This window comes from Haliea sp. E1-2-M8, from assembly GCF_030649675.1.
In the GTDB taxonomy this organism is placed as follows: domain Bacteria; phylum Pseudomonadota; class Gammaproteobacteria; order Pseudomonadales; family Halieaceae; genus Haliea.
Map to the genome: position 1 here is coordinate 72,803 of NZ_JAUTDR010000007.1, position 25,319 is coordinate 98,121.

The window sequence follows — 25,319 nt, forward strand, 5'->3', positions numbered from 1 at the left end:
GAAGCGATATGGCACTGTTTTCAAGAATTTCCCTGGTTACTGCCTTTATCTTGACATTTCCCGCCGTCACTGCTGCGCAAACGCAGGTCGCGACGGAACGTCATGCCTTCCCGCAGTTGAGTTTCACCTCCGCGTCCCGGGGTGAGCAGGCCATCGCGAATCTGGAGGGCCGGCTGTCCGAGGTCGCCCAGTGGTACGGCATGACCTCGGCGGAATTCACCAGCACCCTGCGCAATGACTCCAGCGCCTCAATCGACCGGCAGGGGCGCTTGTTTTATATGGATATTTTCCCGGAGACCGCTAACGAGAGTGACCTACCGCCAGGGGGAGCCCCCTATCCTGACAGCCAGACCTTTTTTCTCAATAGCCGGCCTGGGGCGAACCGAGTAGTTTACCTGGATTTTGATGGCCATACCTTCTCCGGTCGCACCTGGGATGCTGAGGAGACAGTTGTATCACCACCCTATGATATAGACGGCTATGAAAGTAGCCTCGACAGTACCGAACTTGAAGCTATCCAGAACATCTGGCGCCAGGTGGCTGAGGACTTCGCGCCTTTCGACATCAACGTCACCACGCAGGAGCCGGGCCAAGGCGCCATTTCGCGAGGTAGCAAAACGGACCAGGTGTTCGGTACTCGTGTAGTCATCACCCGTGACACGTTTCTCAGCTGCGGCTGTGGCGGGGTCGCGTACTTGCGGGTGTTCGATGATATTGGGGACTACCGGAAGCCCGCCTTCGTGTTTGGTACCACCCCGACGGGCGTCGCCGAGGCAATTACCCATGTGGCGGGTCACAACCTGGGACTGAACCACGATGACAACGCCGGCAGTGAAGGCCATGCGAGCGCCAGCCGCAGCGAGTACGATATTCAACTTGTACCAGCCTACAGCGCCCCACTGGTAGAGGATGACCACGGCAATAGCAACGCTAGCGCCACCAGTCTGGACGCGACCGGTGATGGCACCCGCAAAACAATCTATACCAACGGTATGATCCACCACCGGGATGATGTAGACGTTTTCCGCTTTGTCAGCGGGGCGGGAAGTTACAGCATCACGGTAGACCCCGCCCTCTACAGTCCCAACCTCGATATCCAGGCCCGGTTGTTCAACAGCGAGGGCGATCCTGTAGCGAGCTCGAACCCCATATCCAGCCTGGGCGCCACCCTGAGCGGCGCTGCCCTGCCTGCGGGGGAATACTTCCTGGCTATCGACGGGGTAGGGGGCGGCGAGCCCATGTCTGTGGGCTACACTGATTACGGCAGCCTGGGCACTTACATCGTGAGTGGCACCTTTACCGACGCCAGCAAACTGCAGGCGCCGGTGGCAAGCATCAGCGCGGTCTCGTTGTCCGGCCACGCACCCCTGAGCATTGGTTTTGACGGCTCCGGTTCCAGCGATGCCGATGGCAGTATAAGAGCTTACGCGTGGAACTTTGGCGACGGCAACGGGGCGACAGGCCGGAGTAGCGGCAAGGTGTTCTATGCCCCCGGTGAGCATACGGTTAGCTTGCAGGTCACCGATTACAGCGGCCTTACTGCCAGCACCTCGGTTACGGTTGTTGTCGTTAATCAGCCGCCTGAGGCAGTCGCCTCTGCAAGTGTCGCGTATGGAGCGGCACCGCTGGTGGTGGATTTCCAGGGTTCGAATTCCAGCGACCCGGACGCCTACGAGGGCAAAATCGTCAGTTGGCATTGGGACTTTGGTGATGGTGGAAGTTCCAGCCAGGCGGATCCGAGTTACACCTACAACACGGCCGGTGACTTCACGCCTTCGCTCATGGTAATAGACGACCAGGGTGCGAGGAATACGGTGTCACTGGAACCGGTCAGCGTCGGCCACAGTGCATCCAGCCAGCTGGGCGCAATCCCGGCCCACCCTGCCATTCTTGTTGTTACCGGGGGGAGCAGTGACACCCATGTTGTCAACTGGAGCGACAATGCCAGCAATGAACACGGCTATGTGCTGGAACGCTCTGTTAACGGCGGTGCCTGGGAAGATCAATACCGGATTCTGGGAAAAAACGCTGACAGCTTTGCCGACACCGAACTGGACCCGGGTACCACCTACAGCTACCGGGTGGCTGCCTACAATAGCGCGGGAAACTCTGTCTGGTCCAAAGCGGATTCAGCGGCAACACCGGACGGCCCGGCCGAAAGCCTTTCCCTTGCCGCGGGTGGTTTCAGGCGAGAGGGCGTACGTCATGCAAACCTGGTGTGGACCGGCGGTTCAAGCTCCCAGGTCGATGTCTATCGCGACCGGGAGCTAATCGCAACCGTGGCCAATGCCGGTAACTTCGTGGACATAATCGGTGGCATGGGTGGCGGTGGCTTCAGCTACCAAATGTGCGAATACGAGAGGTCAACCTGCTCAGATATTGTAACGATTGCGTTTTGAAACCGTCCCCAAACCGGGGCTTCCTGCCACCCCCTCCGGGGGCAGCACCAGCCGGTAGGGCGTCGGCACCAGGGCTCCCAAGACAGAGGATGCGCGGTATCAGCCGTAGACAGGAAGCCTGTCAAATTTCAAGGCTCTGATTATACAGGGATTTAACGTCGGCTCAGGGTCCCGGAGCCAGTCGCCCCGCATTTTGAACTGCGCCTCCCTGCGGGTACCTTGCCCAGGTGCGGAATCTCTGGGGCAAGCGCCTCCTCGCCCTGGCACTTTTTTCTTCCACTCTTTCTCCATTCTTCGTCTATTCTTCTTCTATCGGTGATGGCTGGTTGATCGGATGTAACGGCTTCGGCTTGAAGCGTGAGGGGGGAGCCAGTATGACTCAGAGCTTGGACATGTATGTGACGGAGTTTTACGACTGTGAAGTCAACTTGTCGGCTTCCCCCCTGGATGCGCGACAACTGGCGGAGTTTGCAGACAGTCAAATGCCCAGGACCGGGATCGGGGAGGTGCCCTGGAGCACTCCCTTATCCTCCGCCCAGCTCACCGCGCTGACCGAGAATGGCAAAGCGGAGTTTGTATCAGCCCGAATGATGCTTGCCTCTGTGCAGGAGCCGGTACTGGTTGGTATTGGAGCACTGATCCGGGACCCTGATACTTATCAGAACCCCAGAATGATCATTGTGGTGGAGATCGAATCTCGTGGTCAGGGTCTCGGGCTACGAATTGCCAATGAGCTCCTTGGTCGATTAGACCCCGGTGAAGCTGTTCACGTCGAAGTTCAGGAAAGACTGTCAACGCCAAACAGGACCGCGCGGTTTTTTGCAAGGCTGGGATTTGAATGTGTCGAAGAAAACTACAGAACCGGTAATGTGTCCGAATATATCAAGGGTGATCTGGTTGGTACCGTGCCTACAAAATTCTCTTTGTATGAGTTTACCAAGCCCGGCGCAGGAAGCGATTCAGGGGCCTCCCTCCGGGCGGTAGCGGATACATAAAAACATGTTCAAATGAGCGACCAACCACATCAATTAATGACAGCTGAAATGATCGGGAGGCAGCTGAATTGTTACCGCGATGCGGGCCGGTTGATGTTTGTCACATCTTCTTTTCAGACCCATAGCCTGGTGTTGCTGCATATTCTGAGTCGCAGCGCTCCCGACATTCCTGTATTTTTCCTGAATACCGGGTACCTCTTCCCGGAAACGCTGGCGTTTCGTGATCGCATCGCCGAAGAATTTGTCCTCCAGGTGCACGACCTGCATTCGGCGGTTCCAAAAACCCAGCAGCGCGATGCTGCGGGTCGGTTTTTGTATGCCTCAGACTCGGATTTCTGTTGTTATCTTAACAAGACCCAGCCTATGGAGGCGCTGCTCGAGAGATACGATGTGTGGATCACCGGGGTGCGGGCTGATCAGAATGACAATCGCCGGGCACTCGCTGTAGAGCAACCGACTCCCGGGCGGGCGATGCGTTTCCATCCCATGCTGGGGTGGACTGAACGGGCAATAGAGGCTTACATCAGTGAATATGGGTTGCCGCGGCATCCGCTCGAAAGTGAAGGTTATCTGAGCGTCGGTTGTGAGCCGTGCACCCGCAAGATAGATCTGGCGTTGGTGGAGCAGGATCCGCGGCTGGCGCGCTGGTTTGGTTTGCAGAAAACCGAATGCGGTCTGCACACCGATCTGCTTGGCAAAAAGCAATGAGAATTCTTGTCACCGGAGGAGCCGGATACCTCGGCACTGAATTGGTGCACGCGCTGGTCCGGATGCCCGATGTCAAGCAGGTGGTGGTCTATGACAATCTCAGTCGCGGCAAACACAGCCTGTTCATAGGGCGGTCGTTGCCAAGACACATCGTCCGTTTTGTCCACGCCGACATTCTTGATCAGCGTCGTCTCAAGGCGGAGCTCGCCGGGATTGATGTCGTATACCACCTGGCCGCCAAGGTCCATACACCGTTCGAGCCTGAAGACCCGCATTCTTTCGAACAGATTAACCACTGGGGCTGTGCTGAACTCGCGACTTCGGTGGAGGCCAGCGATGTAAGCCGGCTCATATTCTCAAGCAGCACCGCAGTGTACGGCTATACTGATACTCCTGCCACGGAAGATTCGCGCTGCAGCCCGGTTACGCATTACGGCATCGCCAAGTACCGGGGTGAGAAGCAAATTGCGCGGCTCGGAAACCGCTTGAGTACCTACACCGTGCGCTGTGCCAATGTGTACGGTTACAGCCCTGCGATGCGTTTCGATGCGGTGATCAATCGTCTCATGTTCGAGGCCAACTTTTTCAATCGGGTGAACATATATAGCAGCGGTCATCAGGCGCGGGCTTTCGTCAATGTAGACCGAGCTGTGCAGGGGCTTGTCTTCCTGCTGGAAGGCACCGCGCCTCCGGGGGTATACAACCTGGTCGACGACAACTTTTCCGTACTCGATATCGCGTTGATCGCCAAGGAACTGATGCCGGACCTTGAGTTCAACTTCGTCGATCAACACATGCCGATGGGCAATTTAACGGTTTCACCGCAAACCAGGCTATCGGCGCTGCTGCCAGCGCAGGGCGTGGACCTGAAGGCGGACCTGGTCGCGTTGGCGCAGAAATTTGCCTTTCAAAATGCGTCGATTTGACTTGCAGCCACTATTGATAGCTCTTATACGGGGGTCACAAATTGCATAACCATCTGGTCTACATAATCATGGACAGCTGTCGCTACGATAGTGTGATGGCCGCTGCCACACCTAACATGGATCGTATCGGCGTGGCGGAGCGCCGCTATTCCTACGCCTCGTGGACCTCGCCCTCGCACTACGCCTATCTCATGGGCATGACTCCCCACCTTAGTCCACCTGGAATTTTTGCGTCTGAGGTCTACAAAAAGGAATTCGCCAAATGGGTGGACCGGCTGGGCATCGCGGACATGTCCTTTGCCACCTTCGTCCCGGAATTGAACCTGCCGAAGGTGCTGCAGAAACATGAATACCGTACCGTGGGGCGAGTTTCTCTGCCGGTGCTGAATCCACTCACCAGCATCAACAAGGGGTTTGATGACTACAAGTTGATGTCGAATCACAACGACTTCAGTGGAATGATTGACCAAATGCGCTTCGATCCGGAAGAACCCAGTTTCCACTTTCTGAATCTTGGTGAGACGCATTATCCCTATATGCTGGAAAGGGATGCATTGCCGCACATTTCTGGCGTTCATGGAGTATTCAAGCGCATGGATGATGGGCTCGGTGCGGCTGATGAAGACAAGTTTTTCGATATGGCGCAGATGGAAATGCTTCACAGGCAACAAATAAAATGTGTCGAATACGTGGATGGTTTATTGGGTAAATTGTTTGACCTGACGCCCCCGAATACCCACTTCATCGTCACTGCTGACCATGGCGAGTGTTTTGGAGAAGGGGGTTTCTTCGGCCACGGGCCGATCATGCACGAAAAGGTGTTTGAAGTTCCCTTCCTGGAAGGTCGACGCAACTGATTGCAGAACCGGTTCAGGGCCCCGCAGAAAAAATCAGGAGGATTGATAGATGCCTGTTGTATCTACCTTGAGCCCCCAGCTGGGCGCTCTGCTGCATGCCGATCCGGGAGAGCAGGTTGCGGACCTCGATGAGCAAATGCTCATCCGATTGTTGAGGGATAGTGGTGTTCTGGTGTTTCGCGATTTCCCTGCCAGCCCGGAGGTGTTTCAATCGCTCACGGAGCGATTCAGCAGCGAGTTCCTGCAGCATGGCATCAGCAATCGACCGCAGTTGAAGGAAGGGGACAATTACACCAACCTCGCCAACATTGGCCAATTTCCCCTGATACTGCACTCTGAAATGAGCTACTTCCCTGTCTCCCCGCAGCTGTTGTGGTTCTACTGCGTCACGCCCGCGGAATCCAATGGTGAAACCACTTTGTGTGACGGCAGTGAGCTGCTGTCGCGAATGACGCGGGAGCACGTGGCATTCTTCAGGCAGCGCCGGCTTATGTACACCTACCCTACACCGGAGGGCGAGTCCGGTTTTTTTGGCAGATTCTCTCCGGACGACGTCAATCACCGGCTGCAGGCTGAAAGTTCTTTCGAATATCGGCGCTGCCCCACCGCGGAGATTATGGATCATCTGTCCAGTTTTTATCCGGCTTCGGTTGCAGAAAATTTGCGGCCCCTGTTGCTCAGTCGTGCCGATAACTTCGACCCTGTTGTGTTCCCCAGCATGTTAATGGTGAAATACATTACTCCGGCGATCCGCAGGACCCGGCTCTCGGAAAAGGAGGCTTTTGTCAACAGCGCCATTCAATTCTTCCCGAACAAACGCTTTCATTCGCTTATCTATGATGAAACCGGTGCAAAGCTCGATGCCTCAATGATGGCAGAGCTGCTGGAGCTTGCGGAGGAGTGCACCTATGCGCACCCATGGCAAGAAGGTGATATGGTCATGATAGATAACACCCGGGTGCTGCACGGGCGCAGGGAGTTCCAGGACACACGCCGCACTATTCAAACCCGGATGTCGATGGCAAACTTCGACTGAGGGCCCGTTATTGCCTTCGAATAAGGATAATAAATCATGAGAGTTTCACTCTTTTGCGGTGCGTTGCTATGGTCCGCTGTACTGCTTGGTCCGGGAGTTGTTATGGCGGAATCTTCGGATGCCTATCGCCACGGCGAGGAGCCGATCGGCACGATTCGCCAGGTTTATGACGGCCAGCTGTTTCCAGACCTGCAGGTCAATACCTTCCGTAATATCGACCGCCTGTTTGCCACCCGCACGGTCAAGGCTGGCAGCGTGCCCTACCCGCTGCCGGAAGGTGACCGCCGGCTGGAAAATTTCCAGTTCGAGTCCCGCGGCAATACCTACGACCTCTATGACTTTATGGCCCTGAACCGCGTTGCCGGTTTGCTGGTGATCAAGGATGGAGCGATTGCGTTTGAGCGGTACGCGCTGGGCAACGATGAACACACGCGCTGGATGTCCATGTCCGTGGTGAAGTCGATAGCTGCGACCTTGGTGGGCGTCGCTATAAAGGATGGCCATATCAACAGTCTGGACGATCCGCTAACGCGCTATCTGCCGCAGTTTGCAGGCTCGGCCTATGACGGCGTGACCATCCGCCAACTGCTGCAAATGGCATCCGGTGTTGCCTGGAACGAAACCTATACCGATCCGGCCTCCGATCGCCGCGCCATGCTGGAGGCCCAGATTGCCCAGCAACCCGGAGCCATTCTCGAGCTCATGGCCGGACTGGAGCGTGCTGCGGCCCCCGGCACTCGCTGGAACTACAGTACCGGGGAAACCTCGGTGGTGGGTGCGCTGGTGAATGCCGCCACCGGCGAGCATGTCGCGGACTACCTGTCGCGGAAGATCTGGCAACCCTTCGGGATGGAAACCGACGCCAGTTGGTGGCTGGATGCGCCGGATGGGCAGGAAATCGGCGGCAGCGGCCTGTCGGCCACACTGCGTGACTACGCACGTTTCGGCCTGTTTATGCTCAACAACGGTGAGCTAGACGGGGAGTCCATCCTGCCGCCGGGCTGGGTGCAGGAGGCAACGGCCTGGCCCACTATCGGCGGCGAGTTGGTCGACTATGGCTACATGTGGTGGCTGCTGGATGAGGGTGCCTATGCCGCCATCGGGATATTCGGCCAGTTTGTCTATGTGCATCCCGATGACGACCTGGTTATCGCGATGTGGAGTGCCCAACCCAAGCCGGTGGGCAAGGACGCCGTGGACGAATACCTGTTCTTCAATGCCGTGGCTGCCGCGCTGCGCTGAGCGGTCAGTGGTTACCGGCGTTATACACCCCGTGCCAGGTCCAGGCCGTTGAGCGGCAAGCCCGCGGACAGGTGGACCGCACGCTTCAGCAACCGACTCTCCCGTGGCGATGCTCTGTTGCAGCTGGCGCTTCTCGGCCTGCTGTCAGGTCTGCTCACCGGTGGCGTTATTGTGGTATTTCGCGCCGCCATTGAATGGCCACTGGAATACTTTCTGCCCGGTGGTGACAGCGAGGCTTTCGAGCAACTGGGGGCCCTGGCCCGGGCGCTGCTGCCGCTGGCCGGAGCACTCGGCCTGGGCCTGTTCCTGTACACTCTGTCTGTTACCGACCGCCGGGTGGGCGTGGCGCATGTCATGCATCGCCTCAACTACCACCAGGGCTATATCACCCTGCGCAGCGCACTGATCCAGTTCGTGGCGGGCGTCGGTACAGTGGTGACCGGGCAATCCGCCGGGCGCGAAGGTCCGGCGGTACATCTGGGGGCTGCCTGTTCCAGCCTGATGGGGCAGTGGATGCGCCTGCCCAACAACAGTATCCGCACGCTGGTGGCCTGTGGCGTGGCCGGCGCCATCTCTGCGTCCTTCAATACGCCCATCGCGGGCGTTATTTTCGCCATGGAAGTGGTGATGATGGAGTACACCATTGCGGTGTTTACGCCGGTCATCCTGGCTGCCGTCAGTGCAGCGGTACTGAGTCAGACGGTGTACGGTGCTGAGCCTGCTTTCCAGGTGCCGCTGCTGACCATGAACTCTCTCTGGGAGCTGCCCTGGATTCTGGTAATAGCCGCGGTCATCGGCGTCGCTGCCGCAGCTTTCATCCACTTGATAGACCGCATGAGCCGTTTTGAGAGTCGCCCGGTATTGCTGCGGCTGCTGGTGGCGGGATGCCTGGCAGTGCCATTCGCACTACTGGTGCCGGAGGTGATGGGAATTGGCTATGACACGGTGAACCAGACCTTCCACGGCGAGCTCGGCCTCTGGGTATTGTTGCTGGTGGGTGTTGCCAAGCTGGTGCTTACCGGGGTCACGGTAGGGCTCGGTATGCCCAGCAGCATTATCGGGCCGACCCTGGTGACCGGCGCTACCCTGGGCGGTGCCATGGGGCTGGTCGGTGCCTGGTATGCCCCCGATACCGCATCCTCGGTGGGGTTTTACGCCATGCTCGGCATGGGCGCCATGATGGGGGCGGTACTGCAGGCACCACTGGCCGCTTTATTGGCTCTGCTGGAACTGACCCACAATCCCAATATCATCCTCCCTGGCCTGCTCGCCATCACGGTCGCCAGCCTGGTCACCAGTGAAATTTTTGGCAAGAAATCGGTGTTCCTGGCGATTCTGAAAACCCAGGGTTTCAATTATCAGAGTTCGCCGGTCACCCAGGCATTGCGGCGGGTGGCGGTGCCGGCAATCATGGAACGCAGCATGCAGCCGGTGCCGCGTCAGCTGAACAGGGAAGCTGTGGAGCAGGTGCTCGCCGCGAAGCCCAAGTGGCTGTTGATTGAAGGCAGCACCAGCGCGGTGGCGTTGATGCTGACGGCAGATCTGGTCCGTTACCAGGAGGAGGTGGCAGCGGATAATACCTCTGATGGGGAATTGTTGCCGGACGTTATCGATCTACTGGAAATCCCCGCCAAGCGTCGCGATGTGGCGCCGGTACCCTACCAGGCGACCCTGGAGGAGGCGCTGCACGTGTTCGAGAGCACCAAGGCCGAAGCCCTGTATGTCTGCCAGCACTTTTCCTATGGCAGCGGGCGCAGTATAGGGATCATCCTGCAAGCGGACATCGACAGTTACTACCAGTACCGCGCTCCCTGAACGTGCGTGCCGTGCCGGCCCGGTCAGAGCGCGGCAATCACTGCTTCGGTAAACTCAGTAGTACTCGCCGACCCGCCGAGGTCGCCGGTGGTGTGCTCGCCTTTGGCAATGACGTCGCGCAGCGCAGCGCGGATTTTTGCGGCCTTCGCCCCCATGCCGAGGTAGTCCAGCATCTGGCAGGCGGCGAGAATAACGGAGGTGGGGTTGGCAATATTCTTGCCGGCGATGTCCGGCGCGCTGCCGTGGACCGCCTCAAAGATTGCGCAGTCGGTGCCGATATTGGCGCCCGGGGCCATGCCGAGGCCGCCGACCAGCCCGGCGCAGAGGTCCGAGAGAATGTCGCCAAACAGGTTGGTAGTGACGATCACATCAAACTGTTCCGGGTTCATCACCAGCTGCATGCAGGCGTTGTCGACGATCATTTCCACCATTTCGATTTCGGGGTAGTGGCTGGCAATTTCCCGCGCCACGCGCAGGAACAGGCCCGAGGTCGATTTCAGGATATTGGCCTTGTGCACCACGGTGACTTTTCTGCGTCCTTCCCGCTGTGCCAGTTCGAAAGCAAAGCGCAGGATGCGCTCGGCGCCGCCGCGGCTGATAACGCTGAGGGCTTCGGCAATCGTGTCGTCATCGGACACGGTCTGGCCCTTGCCGGAATACATGCCCTCGGTGTTTTCGCGCACGGTGATGATGTCGATATTCTCGTAGCGTGCCTTGGTGCCCTGGAAGGAGATGACCGGGCGCACATTGGCGTAGAGCTGGAAACGCTGGCGCAGGTCGACATTGATGGAGGAAAAGCCCTTGCCGATGGGTGTGGTCAGTGGGCCTTTCAGTGCCACCTTGTTGCGCGCGATGGCGTCCAGGGTTGCCTGGGGCAGGAGTTCGCCGCTGTTCTCGAGCGCGGTCAGGCCGCCCTCAACGTAGTCGTATTCGAAATCGCAGCCCGCGGCGTCGAGGATGGCGGTGGTGGCATCGACAATACTGGGGCCGATGCCGTCGCCCCGGATAACGGTGATGTGTTGGCTGCTCACGGTGGCCTCCCCAGGCTCTGCTATAAAAAGTGTCCATGGTAGCGGAACAGGACGTTGTTGGCACTTCGGTATGGCGGTGCCTGTTGCCAGGCGCGGAGTGTAGTGCAATTTGCATATGGTTTCACTTGAAACCACTTTGTGCGGGCGTCTATACTCACCCGTCTCGCTGCCTTCGGCTACTTGCCGGGCAGCCATACCCGACAGAGGAGGTGGCCGGTGGCTGACCTGTTTGCAAATCCCATGGGGCTGGACGGTTTTGAGTTCGTGGAATTCACCGCGCCGGAGCCGGGCATTCTGGAGCCCGTTTTCGAGGCGATGGGTTTTACCCGCGTTGCAGTGCACCGCACCAAGGAGGTCGCCCTCTGGCGCCAGGGCGACATCAATTTCGTCAGCAACTACGAGCCCCAGAGCCACGCCTGGTACTACGGCCGCGAGCACGGCCCGTCCGCCTGCGGCATGGCGTTCCGGGTCAGGGATGCGACCCTGGCCTACAATCGCGCGCTGGAGAAGGGCGCCCAGCCAGTGCAAGTGGAAACCGGGCCCATGGAGCTGCGGCTACCGGCGATCAAGGGCATTGGCGGCGCTACCCTGTACCTGATAGACCGCTATGAGGAAGGCCAGAGCATTTACGATATCGATTTCCACTGGCTGGAGGGTGTCGAGCGCAAGCCCCCGGGCCTCGGTTTCCACACCCTGGATCACCTGACGCATAACGTCTACCGCGGCCGCATGGGTTTCTGGTCGAATTATTACGAGGAGCTGTTCAACTTCCGGGAGATCCGCTACTTCGACATCAAGGGCGAGTACACCGGGCTGCTGTCGAAGGCGATGACCGCCCCGGACGGCAAGATCAGGATTCCCCTGAATGAGGAAGCCAAGGGTGGCGGCCAGATAGAGGAATTCCTGATGGCCTACAACGGCGAGGGCATCCAGCACATCGCGCTCGCTTGCGATGACCTCCTCGCCTGTTACGATCGCCTCAAGGCCGCCGGTATGACCTTCATGCCGACACCGCCCACGACCTATTATGAGATGCTGGACGAGCGCCTGCCGGGCCACGGCGAGTCGGTGACGGAACTGCAGTCCCGCGGTATCCTGCTGGACGGCAGCACCGGCGACGGGGCCCCGCGCCTGCTGCTGCAGATTTTCTCGGCCAATTTGCTGGGGCCGGTATTCTTCGAGTTTATCCAGCGCAAGGACGACGATGGTTTTGGCGAGGGCAATTTCAAGGCCCTGTTTGAATCCATCGAGCGGGACCAGGTAGCGCGCGGTGTGCTCGGCGGCGCCGAGGACGGCGGCAAGGACTCATGAACAGGAAACAGGAGAACAAGGCATGAAGCTGGCATCACTGAAGAGCGGGCGCGACGGCGCCCTGGTAGTCGTATCCAGGGACCTGCAGCGCTGCCTGCAGGCCGGAATGACTTTGCAACAGGCGCTGGATGACTGGGAAGCTCGGCGGCCCGGGCTCGAGCGCCTCGCGGAGGAGGTTGACGCTGGCGCCGGTGAGCCCTTTGTCGAGGACGCCTGCACCTCACCCCTGCCCCGGGCCTTCCAGTGGGCTGACGGCTCGGCCTACGTGAACCACGTAGAGCTGGTGCGCAAGGCCCGTGGTGCGGAGATGCCGGAGAGCTTCTGGACCGACCCGCTGATGTACCAGGGGGGCTCGGACAGCTTTCTTGGTCCTCGCGACCCCATCGTCATGGCCGACAGCGCCTGGGGCATCGATTTTGAGGGCGAGATCGCGGTGATTACCGGCGATCTGCCCATGGGGGCGAGCCCGGAGCAGGCCGCTGCCGGGATTCGCCTGCTGATGGTGGTCAACGACGTCTCCCTGCGCAACCTGATTCCGGCCGAATTGGGCAAGGGTTTTGGTTTCTTCCAGTCCAAGCCCTCCAGCGCCTTCAGTCCGGTTTGTGTCACCCCCGACGAGCTGGGCCAGGCCTGGGATGGCGGGCGGCTGCACCTGCCCCTGCGGGTCAGCTACAACGGCGAGCTGTTCGGCAAGGCCAACGCCGGTATCGACATGACTTTCGATTTCCCGACCCTGATTGCTCACGCGGCGAAAACCCGCCCCCTCTGCGCCGGCACCATCATCGGCTCGGGCACGGTATCCAACAAGGACGAGGACGGCTCCCCCGGGCGGCCGGTGGCGGATGGGGGCATGGGCTACAGCTGCATCGCGGAAATCCGCATGATCGAGACAATTCGCGATGGCAAGCCGACCACTCCGTTCATGCAGTTCGGTGACCGGGTGCGATTGGAAATGCTGGATGCTGCAGACAACAGCCTGTTCGGAGCCATCGACCAGCAGGTGCAACAGCAGGGATAGGTGTACCATTTCTCTGGCGGGAACACGCTGTAAGTAAAAATAGTGCGTTTTAACTGCTCAGGGAGTTGACCCGCGCCGTGCTGGTATCTATACTCCCCAACCTCGAATTTGGGCTGGTTAAGTTGGTTCAGTTCATAGTGAAGCGCCAAGGGGCCTTCATGTCGAGGAAGTTTTGATGCGGGGTGGAGCAGCCTGGTAGCTCGTCGGGCTCATAACCCGAAGGTCGTCGGTTCAAATCCGGCCCCCGCTACCAACACACGTGTCGTCCGCTCCGAAATGGCGGCACGTTTCGTAAAAGCCCCTTCATGGGGCTTTTTCGTATCTGCGAAAAAAGCCCGTAGGGATTTTCAGGTTTTTGCGAAAATTTTTGTGATTTGAGTGGAGTCGGATTGGCGACCAAACAACAGGAACTGCTCGAGCTACTGGAGCCGACAGTAGCTGCCCTGGGCTACGAGCTTTGGGGTATAGAGTACCTGTCACAGGGCAAGCACAGCGTGCTGCGCATCTATATTGATGCGGAGGCGGGTATCTCCGTGGACGACTGCGCCAAAGTGAGCGGTCAGGTCAGCGCGGTGCTTGATGTCGAGGATCCGATTGTCGGCGAGTACACCCTCGAGGTGTCGTCGCCCGGCATGGACCGGCTGCTGTTCCGGCTGGACCAGTTCCCGGAATTTGCCGGTGAGGTGGTCGAGCTGCGCCTGCGCAGGCCCTTTGATGGGCGGCGCAATTTCAAGGGCGTGTTGCAAGGTATCGAGGGCGAGGATGTGGTGGTGCGGATTGACGACCACGAGTATCTGTTGCCCTACAGCGCTGTCGACAAGGCGCGTATTCATCCCCGCATCGAGGGTGCGGTCAGTGTAACTGACGAGGCTACGAATGAATAAAGAGATCCTGATGGTGGCTGAGGCCGTCTCGAACGAGAAGGGCGTGTCCGAGGACATCATTTTCGAGGCGATCGAGCTGGCGTTGGCCACAGCGACCAAGAAGCGCTATGACGAGGAAGCTGATATTGAGGTCAGGATTGACCGCAAGACCGGCGACTACGTCACGCTGCGTCGCTGGCTGGTGGTGCCCGACGATGAAATGGCGCTGCTGGGCACCCAGTTTACTACCGAAGAAGCTATCGAGCAGGATCCCGGCCTGAAGCCGGGCGATGTCTTCGAGGAAGAAGTCGAGAACGTAGGCTTCGGCCGTATCGCCGCGCAGACCGCCAAGCAGGTAATCGTGCAGCGGGTGCGGGACGCCGAACGCGCCCAGGTGGTTGAACAGTACCGCAACCGGGTCGGCGAACTGGTGGCAGGCACAGTCAAGAAAGTGACCCGCGACAACGTTATCGTCGACCTCGGCAGCAATGCCGAGGGCCTGTTGCCCCGCGACCAGCTGGTGGGTCGCGAGACCTTCCGGGTCAACGACCGCGTGCGCGCTATTCTGCAGGAAATCAGCGCCGAGACCCGCGGCCCGCAGCTCATGCTGAGCCGGTCCTGCCCGGAAATGCTGATCGAACTGTTCAAGATTGAGGTGCCGGAGATTTCCGAGGAAGTCATCCAGATCCGCGCCGCTGCCCGGGATCCGGGTTCGCGCGCCAAGATTGCGGTGAAGACCAACGACCAGCGCATTGATCCGGTAGGTGCCTGTGTCGGCATGCGCGGCTCCCGGGTCCAGGCCGTTTCCAACGAGCTGGATAACGAGCGTGTGGACATTATCCTGTGGGATGACAATCCTGCCCAGCTGGTGATCAATGCCATGTCCCCGGCAGAGGTCGAGTCCATCGTGGTGGATGAGGACAGCAACACAATGGAAGTGGCAGTAGCCGCGGACAATCTGGCCCAGGCGATTGGCCGTTCCGGCCAGAACGTGCGTCTGGCCAGTGAGCTGACCGGTTGGACCATCAACGTGATGAGCATGGAAGAAGCCGCCGAGAAACATGAAACGGAAGCCGGGGAAGTGATCCAGATGTTCGTTGAACAGCTGGATATTGACGACGAAGTGGCGGAAATCCTGGTCGAGGAAGGCTTCACCACCCTGGAGGAAGTCGCCTATGTGCCGCTGGACGAAATGACCGCGATTGAAGGCTTTGACGAAGATATCGCCGAGGAGCTGCGGGCCCGGGCCAAGGACGCGCTGCTGACCCAGGCGATCGCCTCCGAAGAACAGCTCGGTGCGACCGAGCCGGCCCAGGACCTGCTGGAGATGGAAGGCATGGACCGTCACCTGGCCTATGTGCTGTCCAGTCGCGGTGTGATCACCATGGAAGACCTGGCGGAGCTGGGCGTTGACGAACTGATGGATATTCCGGAAATGACCGAGGAGCGTGCCGGAGAGCTGATCATGACAGCGCGCGCACCCTGGTTTGCCGAGGAGAGTGAATAGGCCAGCGAGATCTGGACACAACACCTCAAGGCATCAGGGCTTCACGGGATCAAGGAGAATATTGCATGGCGCAAGTGACAGTACAGCAACTCGCAGAGACAGTGGGTGCGCCCGTAGATCGTCTGCTGACGCAGATGAAGGAAGCGGGCCTGCCTCACGCGGCTGCCGCTGAAGCTGTGTCTGAAGAAGACAAGCAGACCCTGCTGGCATACCTGAAGCGCAGCCATGGTGAAGCTGACGGTGCGCCCAAGCGGATCACCCTGAAGCGCAAAACCATCAGCACCCTGCGTACTACCGGCTCCCAGGGTCGCAAGACGGTTAACGTCGAGGTGCGCAAGAAGCGCACCTATGTGAAACGCGATGCAACGGACGGCGAGTCCGAGATGCAGGATGTAGCTGCGGCGGAAGCGGCCGCGCGCGAAATCGAGGCTCAGGCCGCGGCGGAAGCGCAGGCCGCAGCCGAGGCTGCAGCCGACGCCGAGGCCAGGGCCGAGGCGGAGCGTGAAGCCATTGCTGCCGCGGTAGCTGCCATCCCGGAGCCAGAGCCAGAGCCGGAACCGGAACCGGAAGACGAAAAGGACCTGGACCCGGAAGTCCTGCGCCAGCGCGCAATGCTACGCCGCCAGGCCCGCGAGGCTGCGGAAGCCGAGGCCCGCAAGACGGTGCTGGAAGCTCGCAAAGCCGAAGAAGAGCGCGTGCAAACGGAAGCGGCGGCCAAGGTCGAACGGGAGAAAGAGACTGCCGCCCGCAAGCAGCCCAAGCGCCTGCACGATGCGCCGGCTCCGGCCCAGACCGAGGAACAGCGCAAGAAGGCGGCCAAGGGTCGTATCGATCGCAACTCTCCTGGCGGCCGCGGCAAGCAGCGCGGGCACAACCTGTCCCTGTCCGATCTGGAAGCAGCTGAGTCCGGCATCATGCGCCGCCGCGGCGGGCGCAAGAAGATACGTGGTTCCGGTTCTTCCCACGCCGAACACTCCAAACATGGATTCGAAATGCCGACCGAGAGAAAAGTTTACGATGTCGAGCTGGCGGACATGACCTCCGTCGGTGGTCTGGCCCAGCAGATGTCGGTCAAGGCTGGCGAAGTCATCAAGGAGCTGATGAAGCTCGGGGTGATGGCGAACATCAACCAGATGATCGACCAGGATACGGCCATTCTCGTAGTCGAGGAAATGGGCCACAGGCCCATACTGATCAGCGCGGATGCGCTGGAAGAAAAGCTGGAAGAGACCCTGTCCCAGCACGAGGGTACCCCGGAGCCGCGCGCGCCGGTGGTCACCGTCATGGGCCACGTCGACCACGGCAAGACCTCGCTGCTGGACTATATCCGCAAGGCCAAGGTGGCGTCCGGCGAGGCGGGGGGCATTACCCAGCACATTGGTGCCTACCATGTGGAGACCGGCCACGGCATGATCTCCTTCCTGGATACTCCCGGCCACGCGGCGTTCACCGCCATGCGTGCCCGCGGGGCCAAGAGTACCGACATCGTGATCCTGGTGGTGGCGGCTGACGACGGCGTCATGCCCCAGACCGAAGAGGCGGTGCAACACGCCCGCGCGGCCAAGGTGCCGTTGATCGTCGCGATCAACAAGATGGACAAGGAAGGCGCGGATCCGGATCGGGTCAAGAACGAACTCGCGGCCAAGGATGTGATCCCGGAAGACTGGGGCGGCGACACCCAGTTCATAGAGGTTTCCGCACACACGGGCGACGGCATCGACGACCTGCTGGACGCCGTATTGCTGCAGGCGGAAGTGCTGGAACTGAAGGCACCGCGCGACGTGCCGGCCCAGGGTATCGTGATCGAGTCGCGGCTCGACAAGGGCCGCGGTCCAGTGGCTTCGCTGCTGATTCAGAACGGCACCCTGCGCCAGGGCGATATCGTGCTGGCGGGCCTGCAGTATGGCCGCGTGCGCGCCATGCTGGATGAGAACGGTGAGCCTATCGACGAAGCGGGCCCGAGTATTCCGGTGGAGATTCTGGGCCTCGACGGCACCCCGGATGCCGGTGACCTGTTTGCGGTGGTCGAAAGCGAGAAGCGCGCGCGTGAAATCGCCCAGTACCGCTTTGACAAGACCCGCGACAGCAGGCTGCAGCGGCAGCAGGCTGCCAAGCTGGACAACATGTTCGAGAGCATGACCGCCGGCGAAAGGAAAACCCTCAATGTGGTGGTCAAGGCCGACGTGCGCGGCTCCCTGGAAGCCATCCAGACCGCGCTGCTGGACCTGGGCAACACCGAGGTACAGGTCAACATCGTCTCTGGCGGGGTTGGCGGGATCGCGGAGACCGATATTACCCTGGCGATCACCTCCGGCGCCGTGGTCTTCGGCTTCAACGTGCGGGCTGACAACGCAGCCCGCCGGCTGGTCGAGCAGGAAGGTGTGGATCTGCGCTACTACAACGTGATCTACGACCTGATAGACGACGTCAAGCAGGCTCTCACCGGCATGCTGGCACCGGAGATGCGCGAGGAAATCCTGGGCATTGCCGAGGTGCGCGATGTGTTCCGCTCGCCCAAGTTCGGCGCCATCGCCGGCTGTATGGTGATCGAGGGCACGGTGTATCGCTCGCGGCCGATCCGGGTCCTGCGCGACAACGTGGTGATCTACCAGGGCGAACTGGAGTCCCTGCGCCGCTTCAAGGACGAAGCCAGCGAAGTGCGCAACGGTGTGGAGTGCGGTATTGGCGTCAAAAACTACAATGACGTCAAGCCGGGCGACCTGATCGAAGTCTATGAAGTGAAGGAGTTTGCCCGCACCTTGTAGGCGCGGCACAGCCATGGCCAAGGAATACAGTCGTACCCAGCGCGTTGCGGATTACCTGCAACGCGAACTGGCCCAGCAGATCCAGCTGGAACTGCGGGATCCGCGCATCGGCATGGTGAGTATTACCAGCGTCGATGTCAGCCGCGATCTGGGCTATGCAAAAGTCTACTTTACCCGTCTTGAGAGTGACTGCGCCGAGGAGGCGAAAGAGGTCGCGGAGGTATTGAACAAGGCCGCAGGTTTCCTGCGCACCCGGCTGTCCAAGGACAGCAATATGCGCAGCGTGCCGCAGCTGCGGTTTTATTTTGACAGCAGTGTCGGTCGCGGCCGCGAGATGGAAGATCTCATTCGCCGCGCCGCGGAGGCCGACCGCGAACTCGGCCTGCGCACGGATGAAGATCCCGGCGAGGAGAATTAGTGGGCCAGCGCAAGGGCAGGCCACTGGACGGGATTCTGGTTTTGGACAAACCTGCGGAGATGAGCTCGAACAAGGCTCTGCAGTGTGCCAAGCGGCTATACTTTGCCGCCAAGGCAGGGCATACCGGAAGCCTGGATCCGCTGGCGACCGGGGTACTGCCGCTGTGTTTTGGTGAGGCGACCAAGTTTTCGCAATACCTGCTGGACGCGGACAAGGCCTATGCCAGCACCTTTGTCCTCGGCGAGAGCCGGACCACCGGCGATGCCGAGGGCGAGGTGCTCGCCAGCAGCGATGCCAGCGCGCTCACCCGGGAGCAGCTGGAAAGCGCTCTGGCAGCATTCCGGGGCGACATCGACCAGGTACCGTCGATGTACTCGGCCATCAAGCACGAGGGCCAGCCGCTGTACAAGCTGGCACGCAAGGGCCTGGAGGTCGAGCGCAAGGTGCGCCAGGTGCGCATCCATGTGCTGGAACTGCGGGACTTCAGGCCCGGCACCCGCGCCGAGGTGGATGTCTACCTCGAGTGCAGCAAGGGCACCTACGTGCGTTCCATCGCCGAGGACCTGGGTGCAGCGCTGGGCTGCGGAGCCTATGTCAGCGCCCTGCGGCGGACCCGGGCCGGGCCGTTCACGCTGGAGCACTGCGTGAGCCTGCAGACCCTGGAAGCGCTGAAAAACAATGAGCAGCTGGAGCAGATGGATGCGCTGCTGCTGCCCGCCGACACCGCGCTGGACGCACTGCCTATGGTGCGCCTGACCGAGTCCGGCGGGTTCTATCTGCGCCAGGGCCAGCCGGTTCTGGTGCCAAACGCGCCCCACAGTGGTATGGTGCGCGTCGCCCTGGAAACGGGACAGTTTCTGGGCATTGGAGAGATATTGGACGATGGGCGTGTAGCGCCGCGTCGCCTGATAGTCACCGGGAGGTGACGCGAACCTGTCTGTAAATCTGCACGGACAGGCTCTTTTTATTGATGGCCACCGAACTGCGCGGCAGCGGGGTGGCACAGGCAGATTACACAAGAGGAAATCGACATGGCTTTAGAAGCAGTAAAGAAAGCAGAGATCGTCAAAGAGTACCAGACCAGCGAGGGTGACACCGGGTCACCGGAAGTACAGGTTGCGTTGCTGACAGCAAACATCATCCAGCTGCAGGACCACTTCCAGGCTCACAAGCACGATCACCACTCACGCCGCGGCCTGATCCGCATGGTAAACCAGCGCCGCAAGCTGCTGGACTACCTGAAGCGCAAGAATGCTGCGCGCTACCTCGAGCTGATCAAGCGTCTGGGTCTGCGTCGCTAAGCGGTACCACATACCGGGGCCCTGCGCCCCGGTAGTCATATATAGCATTGGAGAAAGATTGTGAATCCAGTTAAAAAAACATTCCAGTACGGTGGCCAGACAGTCACGCTGGAAACGGGTCGTATTGCCAGGCAGGCAAGCGGTGCGGTTCTGGTTACCGTTGAAAACACCTCAGTCCTGGTTACGGTAGTTGCGGAGAAGACCGCCAAGCCGAACCAGCCCTTCTTCCCCCTGGCCGTGCACTACACGGAAAAGACCTACGCGGTCGGCAAGATCCCCGGTGGCTTCTTCAAGCGTGAAGGCCGCCCCAGCGAAAAAGAAACCCTGACCTCGCGCCTGATCGACCGTCCCATTCGCCCGCTGTTCCCGAACGGCTTCATGAACGAGGTGCAGGTCATCTGTACCGTCATGTCGGCGGACAAGCACATTGATCCCGATATCCCCGCCATGATCGGCACCTCAGCGGCGCTGGCCATTTCGGGCTGCCCGTTCAACGGCCCCATCGGCGGCGCCCGGGTCGCGTTCAACGAGAGCACCGGCTACGTCCTCAACCCGACCTACGACCAGCTCAAAGACAGCAAGCTGGAGATGGTGGTTGCCGGCACCGAGCACGCCGTATTGATGGTGGAGTCGGAAGCCAAGGAGCTGTCTGAAGACCAGATGCTGGGTGCGGTGCTGTTCGCCCACCAGGAAATGCAGGTTGTGATCCAGGCGATCAAGGAACTGGCGGCGGAAGCCGGCAAACCGCGCTGGGACTGGGAGCCCGCAGCGGTGAACGAGGAGTTGACCGCGGCTGTGGAAGCCCAGGTCAGGAACGACCTCGGTGAGGCCTACCGTATTACCGACAAGGCCGAGCGCTACGACCGTGTCAGGGAAGTCCGCAAAGCCTGTGTGGCCGCGCTGGCTGTGGAAGGCGGCTCTGGCGAAGACGAGATCAAGGACGTCTTCAAGGCGGTGGAAAAGAACATGGTGCGCAAGCGCATTCTGTCCGGCGAACCCCGTATCGACGGCCGCGACACCCGTACCGTGCGCCCGATTGCCTGCGAAGTGGATATCCTTGGCAAGGTACACGGCTCGGCGCTGTTTACCCGCGGCGAGACCCAGGCCATTGGTGCGGTTACCCTGGGTTCAACCCGGGATGCCCAGATCATTGATGCCCTGGAAGGCGAGCGCCGCGACCCCTTCATGCTGCACTACAATTTCCCTCCCTACTCTGTAGGCGAAGCGGGTCGGGTTGGTTTCACCAACCGCCGCGAAGTGGGTCACGGACGCCTGGCACGTCGCGGCCTGGCGGCGGTTCTGCCCAGCGCGGACGATTTCCCCTACACCATCCGCATGGTGTCGGAGATTACTGAGTCCAACGGTTCCAGCTCCATGGCTTCGGTCTGCGTGGGCTCCCTCGCGATGATGGCTGCCGGTGTACCCCTGCGCGCGCCAGTGGCCGGTATTGCCATGGGCCTGGTCAAGGAAGGCAACCAGTTCGCCGTCCTTACCGACATCCTGGGCGACGAGGACCACCTCGGCGACATGGACTTCAAGGTGGCCGGTACCGCGGCCGGCGTGACTGCCCTGCAGATGGACATCAAAATCGAGGGTATCAACGAGCAGATCATGGAGATCGCCCTGCAGCAGGCCCAGCAGGCCCGTCTGCATATCCTTGGCCAGATGAATGCCGTGCTCGCCGAGCCGCGCAAGGTCATGTCCGACAATGCGCCGAGCATGATTAGCCTGAAAGTCGATGCCGACAAGATCCGCGACATCATCGGCAAGGGCGGCGCAACTATCCGCGCTATCACTGAAGCTTCTGGCGCCACGGTGGACATCGATGACAGCGGTACTGTTCGCGTCTTTGGCCAGGACAAGATGGCCCGCGACAAGGCGGTGGCGATGATCGAGGAGATCACCGCGGAAGCGGAGATCGGCGCGATCTACAAAGGCACCGTAGCCCGCATCGTCGACTTCGGCGCCTTCGTCAACATCCTGCCGGGCAAGGATGGCCTGGTACACATCTCCCAGATCGCCCACGAGCGAGTGGAAAATGTGTCCGACCACCTCAAGGAAGGTCAGGAAGTTGAAGTGAAAGTGCTGGACGTGGATCAGCGTGGCCGGATCAAGCTTTCCATCAAGGAACTGCTCGAGAACGACATCATCGCTGAACCGGTAGGCGTCGTCGCCGACGACGAGTAGGAGCCCGCTCCGCGGGCGATTTGTGGGAGCCCGCTCCGCGGGCGAATCGCGCACGGAGTGCGCTCCCACACCACCCGTAGGAGCCCGCTCCGCGGGCGAATCGCGCACGGAGTGCGCTCCCACATCGCGCACGGTAGGAGCCCGCTCCGCGGGCGAATCGCGCACGGAGTGCGCTCCCACACCGCGCACGAAGTGCGCTCCCACACCGCGCACGGTAGGAGCCCGCTCCGCGGGCGAATCGCGCACGGAGTGCGCTCCCACACCGCGCACGGTAGGAGCCCGCTCCGCGGGCGATCGCGCACGAAGTGCGCTCCCACAGCGGAGTGCGCTCCCACAGCAGAGACAATCAGGGCGCTTCGGCGCCCTTTTTTGTGCGCGTCTATCGGTGTGTCAGTATACTGTGCATTTACGGCTGTAACATGTCACCCCAACCCGTAGGGAACAGACTGATGAACGGTGCAGAGAGCCTGATTGCGACGCTGGTCAACAACGGCGTCAGGATGTGTTTTACCAACCCCGGAACCTCGGAGATGCATTTCGTGGCCGCCCTGGACGAGGTCGAGGGCATGCGCAGTGTGCTGTGCCTGTTCGAGGGCGTGGTCAGCGGTGCCGCGGATGGTTACGCGCGGATGACGGGGGTGCCGGCAGCAACACTGTTGCACCTGGGGCCCGGGCTGGGCAATGCCCTGGCCAACATCCACAACGCCCAAAAGGGCCACGTGCCCATGGTCAATATTGTCGGCGACCACGCGACCTATCATCTGCAGTATGACGCCCCCCTCACCTCCGACATTGTCGGCATCGCCGGCCCGGTATCGCACTGGGTGCACTCTTCCGCGGCGGCGGAGGCTATTGCGAAAGATGCGGCAGAGGCGGTGCGCCAGGCGGGAATAGGCCGGATAGCCACCCTGGTGCTGCCGGCGGATGTATCCTGGGGCGACAATCCCGGCGGTGCCGAAGCAGCGGTGTCGGTAGCCGGCCCTGCTCCGGTCGCGGCGGAACGCCTGCAACAGGCACTGGCCATGCTGCAGTCGGGCAAGCGCACGGCGATCATGTTGGGGGGTCGCGAGATCAGCGGTGAGGTGACCTTGCTGGCCAGCCGTATTGGTGTGGCCACCGGGGCCCGGATACTGACCGAGACCTTCCCCACCCGCGTGCGCCGGGGTGCCGGCACCGGCATGCTGGAACGCTTGCCCTATCTCGCGGAACTCGCTCTCGACAGTCTCAAGGACCTGGAACAGCTGATTCTGGTCGGCGCGGACAGCCCGGTCTCCTTCTTTGCCTATCCGGATTTGGCCAGTGCGATTGCCCCGGATGGCTGCGAGCAACTGGAACTGGCGGGGCCGGATGAAGACATCGAGGTGGCGCTGGAGACTCTGCTGGAGTCCCTGGACGCGGTGGATGCAGTGCCACAGGTGTATCCCCTGGAGCTGCCCGATCTCCCCGTCGGCGCCCTGGACGCCAACGCGGTGGCCCTGTCACTGGCTCATTTTTTGCCCGAGGATGCGATTGTCGTCGACGAGGGGATCACCGCAGGTATGGCCTGCTTCCCGTTAACCGCCAACGCCCAGCCTCACGACTGGCTGAACCAGACTGGCGGCTCGATTGGCTGGGGGCTGCCCGCGGCCGTGGGTGCGGCGCTGGCCTGCCCCGAGCGCAAGGTGATCTGTCTGGAAGGGGACGGCAGCGCGATGTACACCATCCAGGCCCTGTGGACCATGGCGCGGGAGCACCTCGACATTACCGTGGTGCTGTTCAACAATCGCAAATACAGCATTCTGGAGCTGGAGTTTCTGCGCACCGGCGCCCGCGGCGGCAAGCCCGGGCCGAAGGCGGCCAGCTCCCTCGATATCGGCAACCCGGACATGGATTTTGTCGCCATGGCCCGAGGCATGGGCGTCAGCGCCAGCTGCGCCGCCACGGCGGAAGAGTTCAACCAACAGCTGGAAGCAGCGCTGCAGGGGCGGGGGCCGTACCTGATTGACGCCCGCATTCCACCGTTGGCGCTGGGCTGAGCCCCTGGCACCACGCCGCCGGGAGACAGGGTACTACGGCGAGGCGAGCATGCCCCAGTCGGATACCGGGTTCAGGGCCAGCCTGACGTTGTCGATCAGGCGAGTGGAACCGAGGCGTGCAGCAGCGAGGATGGCAACCTCCTCGGTGTGTTCGTTGACGGCGCGCAAGGTACGGGCGTCGCGGATGGCAAAGTAGTCCGGCTCAAAACCGGCTTGCAGCAACTGCATGCGGGCGTGGGATTCCAGCTGCAGGAAATTGTCGAAGCCGCAGGCAATGGCGTCGCGGCAGCCGACCAGGGTATCGTGGATCAACGGCGCCAGCCGGCGCTGCTCCGGTGACAGAAAACCATTGCGCGAGCTTTTTGCCAGGCCGTCCGTGTCGCGCGCTGTGGCGATGCCTTCGATTTGGATCGGCATATACAGGTCCTGCACCATCTTGCGGATGATGGATAGCTGCTGGAAATCCTTTTCCCCAAACACGGCCACATCAGGCTGCACAATATTGAACAGTTTGTTGACCACGGTGGTCACGCCGGTGAAATGGCCGGGGCGGCTGCTGCCGCACAGGGTCTCCGACAGATCCGGTACCTGGACCTGGGTCTGCAGTGCCATGCCCTCGGGATACATCTCACCGACTTCGGGGAAGAACAGGTACTGTACGCCTTCGCTGAACAGCTTTTCCTTGTCCGCGGTCAGGGTGCGGGGGTAGGCGTCCAGGTCTTCATTGGGGCTAAACTGCAGCGGATTGATAAATATGCTGACCACCACGATATCGGCGAGCTGCCGGGCTCGTCGCACGAGCTGCAGATGGCCTTCATGGAGATTGCCCATCGTTGGCACGAAGGCAATGCGCTGACCCTGTTGACGACAGCCCCGCAGGGCTGACTGCAATGGTGCGATGTTGGTGTACGTCCGCATATCTACA

General features: G+C 60.7%; 20 protein-coding genes and 1 tRNA gene. 19 read left to right on the top strand and 2 right to left on the bottom strand.

The annotated features are described in order from the left end of the window. Positions 1–8: 8 nt before the first annotated feature. The 8 genes from Q6D67_RS07570 to Q6D67_RS07605 all read left to right on the top strand — a co-directional run bounded on the left by Q6D67_RS07570 (position 9) and on the right by Q6D67_RS07605 (position 9,978). Positions 9–2,399, top strand: coding sequence for a PKD domain-containing protein (locus Q6D67_RS07570; RefSeq protein ID WP_304704989.1), 2,391 nt, complete (start codon positions 9–11; stop codon positions 2,397–2,399). Between the two features lie 227 nt (positions 2,400–2,626). Further along, on the top strand, positions 2,627–3,394 hold the full coding sequence (locus Q6D67_RS07575; protein WP_304704990.1) for a GNAT family N-acetyltransferase: 768 nt from the start codon (positions 2,627–2,629) through the stop codon (positions 3,392–3,394). 12 nt (positions 3,395–3,406) lie between these two features. After that, positions 3,407–4,102, top strand: coding sequence for a phosphoadenylyl-sulfate reductase (locus Q6D67_RS07580; RefSeq protein WP_304704991.1), 696 nt, complete (start codon positions 3,407–3,409; stop codon positions 4,100–4,102). Further along, positions 4,099–5,028 carry an NAD(P)-dependent oxidoreductase gene (locus Q6D67_RS07585; protein ID WP_304704992.1) on the top strand — a complete coding sequence of 310 codons (930 nt, stop codon included), beginning with the start codon at positions 4,099–4,101 and terminating at the stop codon, positions 5,026–5,028. The genes Q6D67_RS07580 and Q6D67_RS07585 overlap by 4 nt, the downstream gene beginning before the upstream one ends. A 68-nt stretch (positions 5,029–5,096) precedes the next feature. Beyond that, entirely contained in the window at positions 5,097–5,885 is a 789-nt protein-coding gene (locus tag Q6D67_RS07590) for a sulfatase-like hydrolase/transferase (RefSeq protein ID WP_370551931.1), read from the top strand. 49 nt (positions 5,886–5,934) lie between these two features. Next, the gene (locus Q6D67_RS07595) at positions 5,935–6,921 is read left to right on the top strand and encodes a TauD/TfdA family dioxygenase (RefSeq protein WP_304704994.1); all 987 of its coding nucleotides are present in this window, start codon (positions 5,935–5,937) and stop codon (positions 6,919–6,921) included. A gap of 102 nt (positions 6,922–7,023) precedes the next feature. Then, complete coding sequence (locus Q6D67_RS07600; RefSeq protein WP_304704995.1) at positions 7,024–8,163, top strand: serine hydrolase; 1,140 nt, start codon at positions 7,024–7,026, stop codon at positions 8,161–8,163. 48 nt (positions 8,164–8,211) lie between these two features. Next, positions 8,212–9,978, top strand: a complete 1,767-nt coding sequence (locus Q6D67_RS07605) for a chloride channel protein (protein WP_304704996.1) — start codon at positions 8,212–8,214, stop codon at positions 9,976–9,978. A 23-nt stretch (positions 9,979–10,001) separates the two neighbouring features. Here Q6D67_RS07605 and Q6D67_RS07610 read toward each other — a convergent pair whose 3' ends face one another. After that, entirely contained in the window at positions 10,002–11,009 is a 1,008-nt protein-coding gene (locus tag Q6D67_RS07610; protein ID WP_304704997.1) for an isocitrate dehydrogenase, read from the bottom strand. A 216-nt stretch (positions 11,010–11,225) separates the two neighbouring features. On the opposite strand from Q6D67_RS07610, the gene hppD reads away from it, so the two are divergent. From hppD to Q6D67_RS07665, 11 genes are all read left to right on the top strand, one after another. Next, entirely contained in the window at positions 11,226–12,320 is a 1,095-nt protein-coding gene (hppD, locus tag Q6D67_RS07615; RefSeq protein ID WP_370551932.1) for a 4-hydroxyphenylpyruvate dioxygenase, read from the top strand. Positions 12,321–12,342: 22 nt separating this feature from the next. Beyond that, positions 12,343–13,338 carry a fumarylacetoacetate hydrolase family protein gene (locus tag Q6D67_RS07620; protein ID WP_304704998.1) on the top strand — a complete coding sequence of 332 codons (996 nt, stop codon included), beginning with the start codon at positions 12,343–12,345 and terminating at the stop codon, positions 13,336–13,338. Between the two features lie 176 nt (positions 13,339–13,514). Continuing rightward, positions 13,515–13,591, top strand: a tRNA-Met gene (locus Q6D67_RS07625). Between the two features lie 136 nt (positions 13,592–13,727). Beyond that, positions 13,728–14,222 (top strand): ribosome maturation factor RimP, encoded by a 495-nt coding sequence (rimP, locus tag Q6D67_RS07630; RefSeq protein ID WP_304704999.1) that lies wholly within the window; start codon positions 13,728–13,730, stop codon positions 14,220–14,222. After that, positions 14,215–15,708, top strand: a complete 1,494-nt coding sequence (gene nusA, locus Q6D67_RS07635) for a transcription termination factor NusA (RefSeq protein WP_304705000.1) — start codon at positions 14,215–14,217, stop codon at positions 15,706–15,708. The genes rimP and nusA overlap by 8 nt, the downstream gene beginning before the upstream one ends. A 65-nt stretch (positions 15,709–15,773) precedes the next feature. Then, a complete protein-coding gene (gene infB, locus Q6D67_RS07640; protein ID WP_304705001.1) occupies positions 15,774–18,473 on the top strand; it encodes a translation initiation factor IF-2 in 2,700 nt (899 codons plus the stop codon). Positions 18,474–18,486: 13 nt separating this feature from the next. Then, a complete protein-coding gene (gene rbfA, locus Q6D67_RS07645; RefSeq protein WP_304705002.1) occupies positions 18,487–18,891 on the top strand; it encodes a 30S ribosome-binding factor RbfA in 405 nt (134 codons plus the stop codon). Then, the gene (truB, locus tag Q6D67_RS07650) at positions 18,891–19,817 is read left to right on the top strand and encodes a tRNA pseudouridine(55) synthase TruB (protein WP_304705003.1); all 927 of its coding nucleotides are present in this window, start codon (positions 18,891–18,893) and stop codon (positions 19,815–19,817) included. Before rbfA ends, truB begins: the two co-directional genes overlap by 1 nt. Before the next feature lie 105 nt (positions 19,818–19,922). After that, positions 19,923–20,192 carry a 30S ribosomal protein S15 gene (gene rpsO / locus Q6D67_RS07655; protein ID WP_304705004.1) on the top strand — a complete coding sequence of 90 codons (270 nt, stop codon included), beginning with the start codon at positions 19,923–19,925 and terminating at the stop codon, positions 20,190–20,192. Positions 20,193–20,252: 60 nt separating this feature from the next. After that, a complete protein-coding gene (gene pnp / locus Q6D67_RS07660) occupies positions 20,253–22,379 on the top strand; it encodes a polyribonucleotide nucleotidyltransferase (protein ID WP_304705005.1) in 2,127 nt (708 codons plus the stop codon). A gap of 449 nt (positions 22,380–22,828) precedes the next feature. After that, entirely contained in the window at positions 22,829–24,394 is a 1,566-nt protein-coding gene (locus Q6D67_RS07665; protein WP_304705006.1) for an acetolactate synthase large subunit, read from the top strand. Positions 24,395–24,427: 33 nt separating this feature from the next. On the opposite strand, the gene panC is transcribed toward Q6D67_RS07665, so the two are convergent. Then, on the bottom strand, positions 24,428–25,312 hold the full coding sequence (gene panC / locus Q6D67_RS07670; protein WP_304705007.1) for a pantoate--beta-alanine ligase: 885 nt from the start codon (positions 25,310–25,312) through the stop codon (positions 24,428–24,430). Positions 25,313–25,319: the final 7 nt, after the last annotated feature.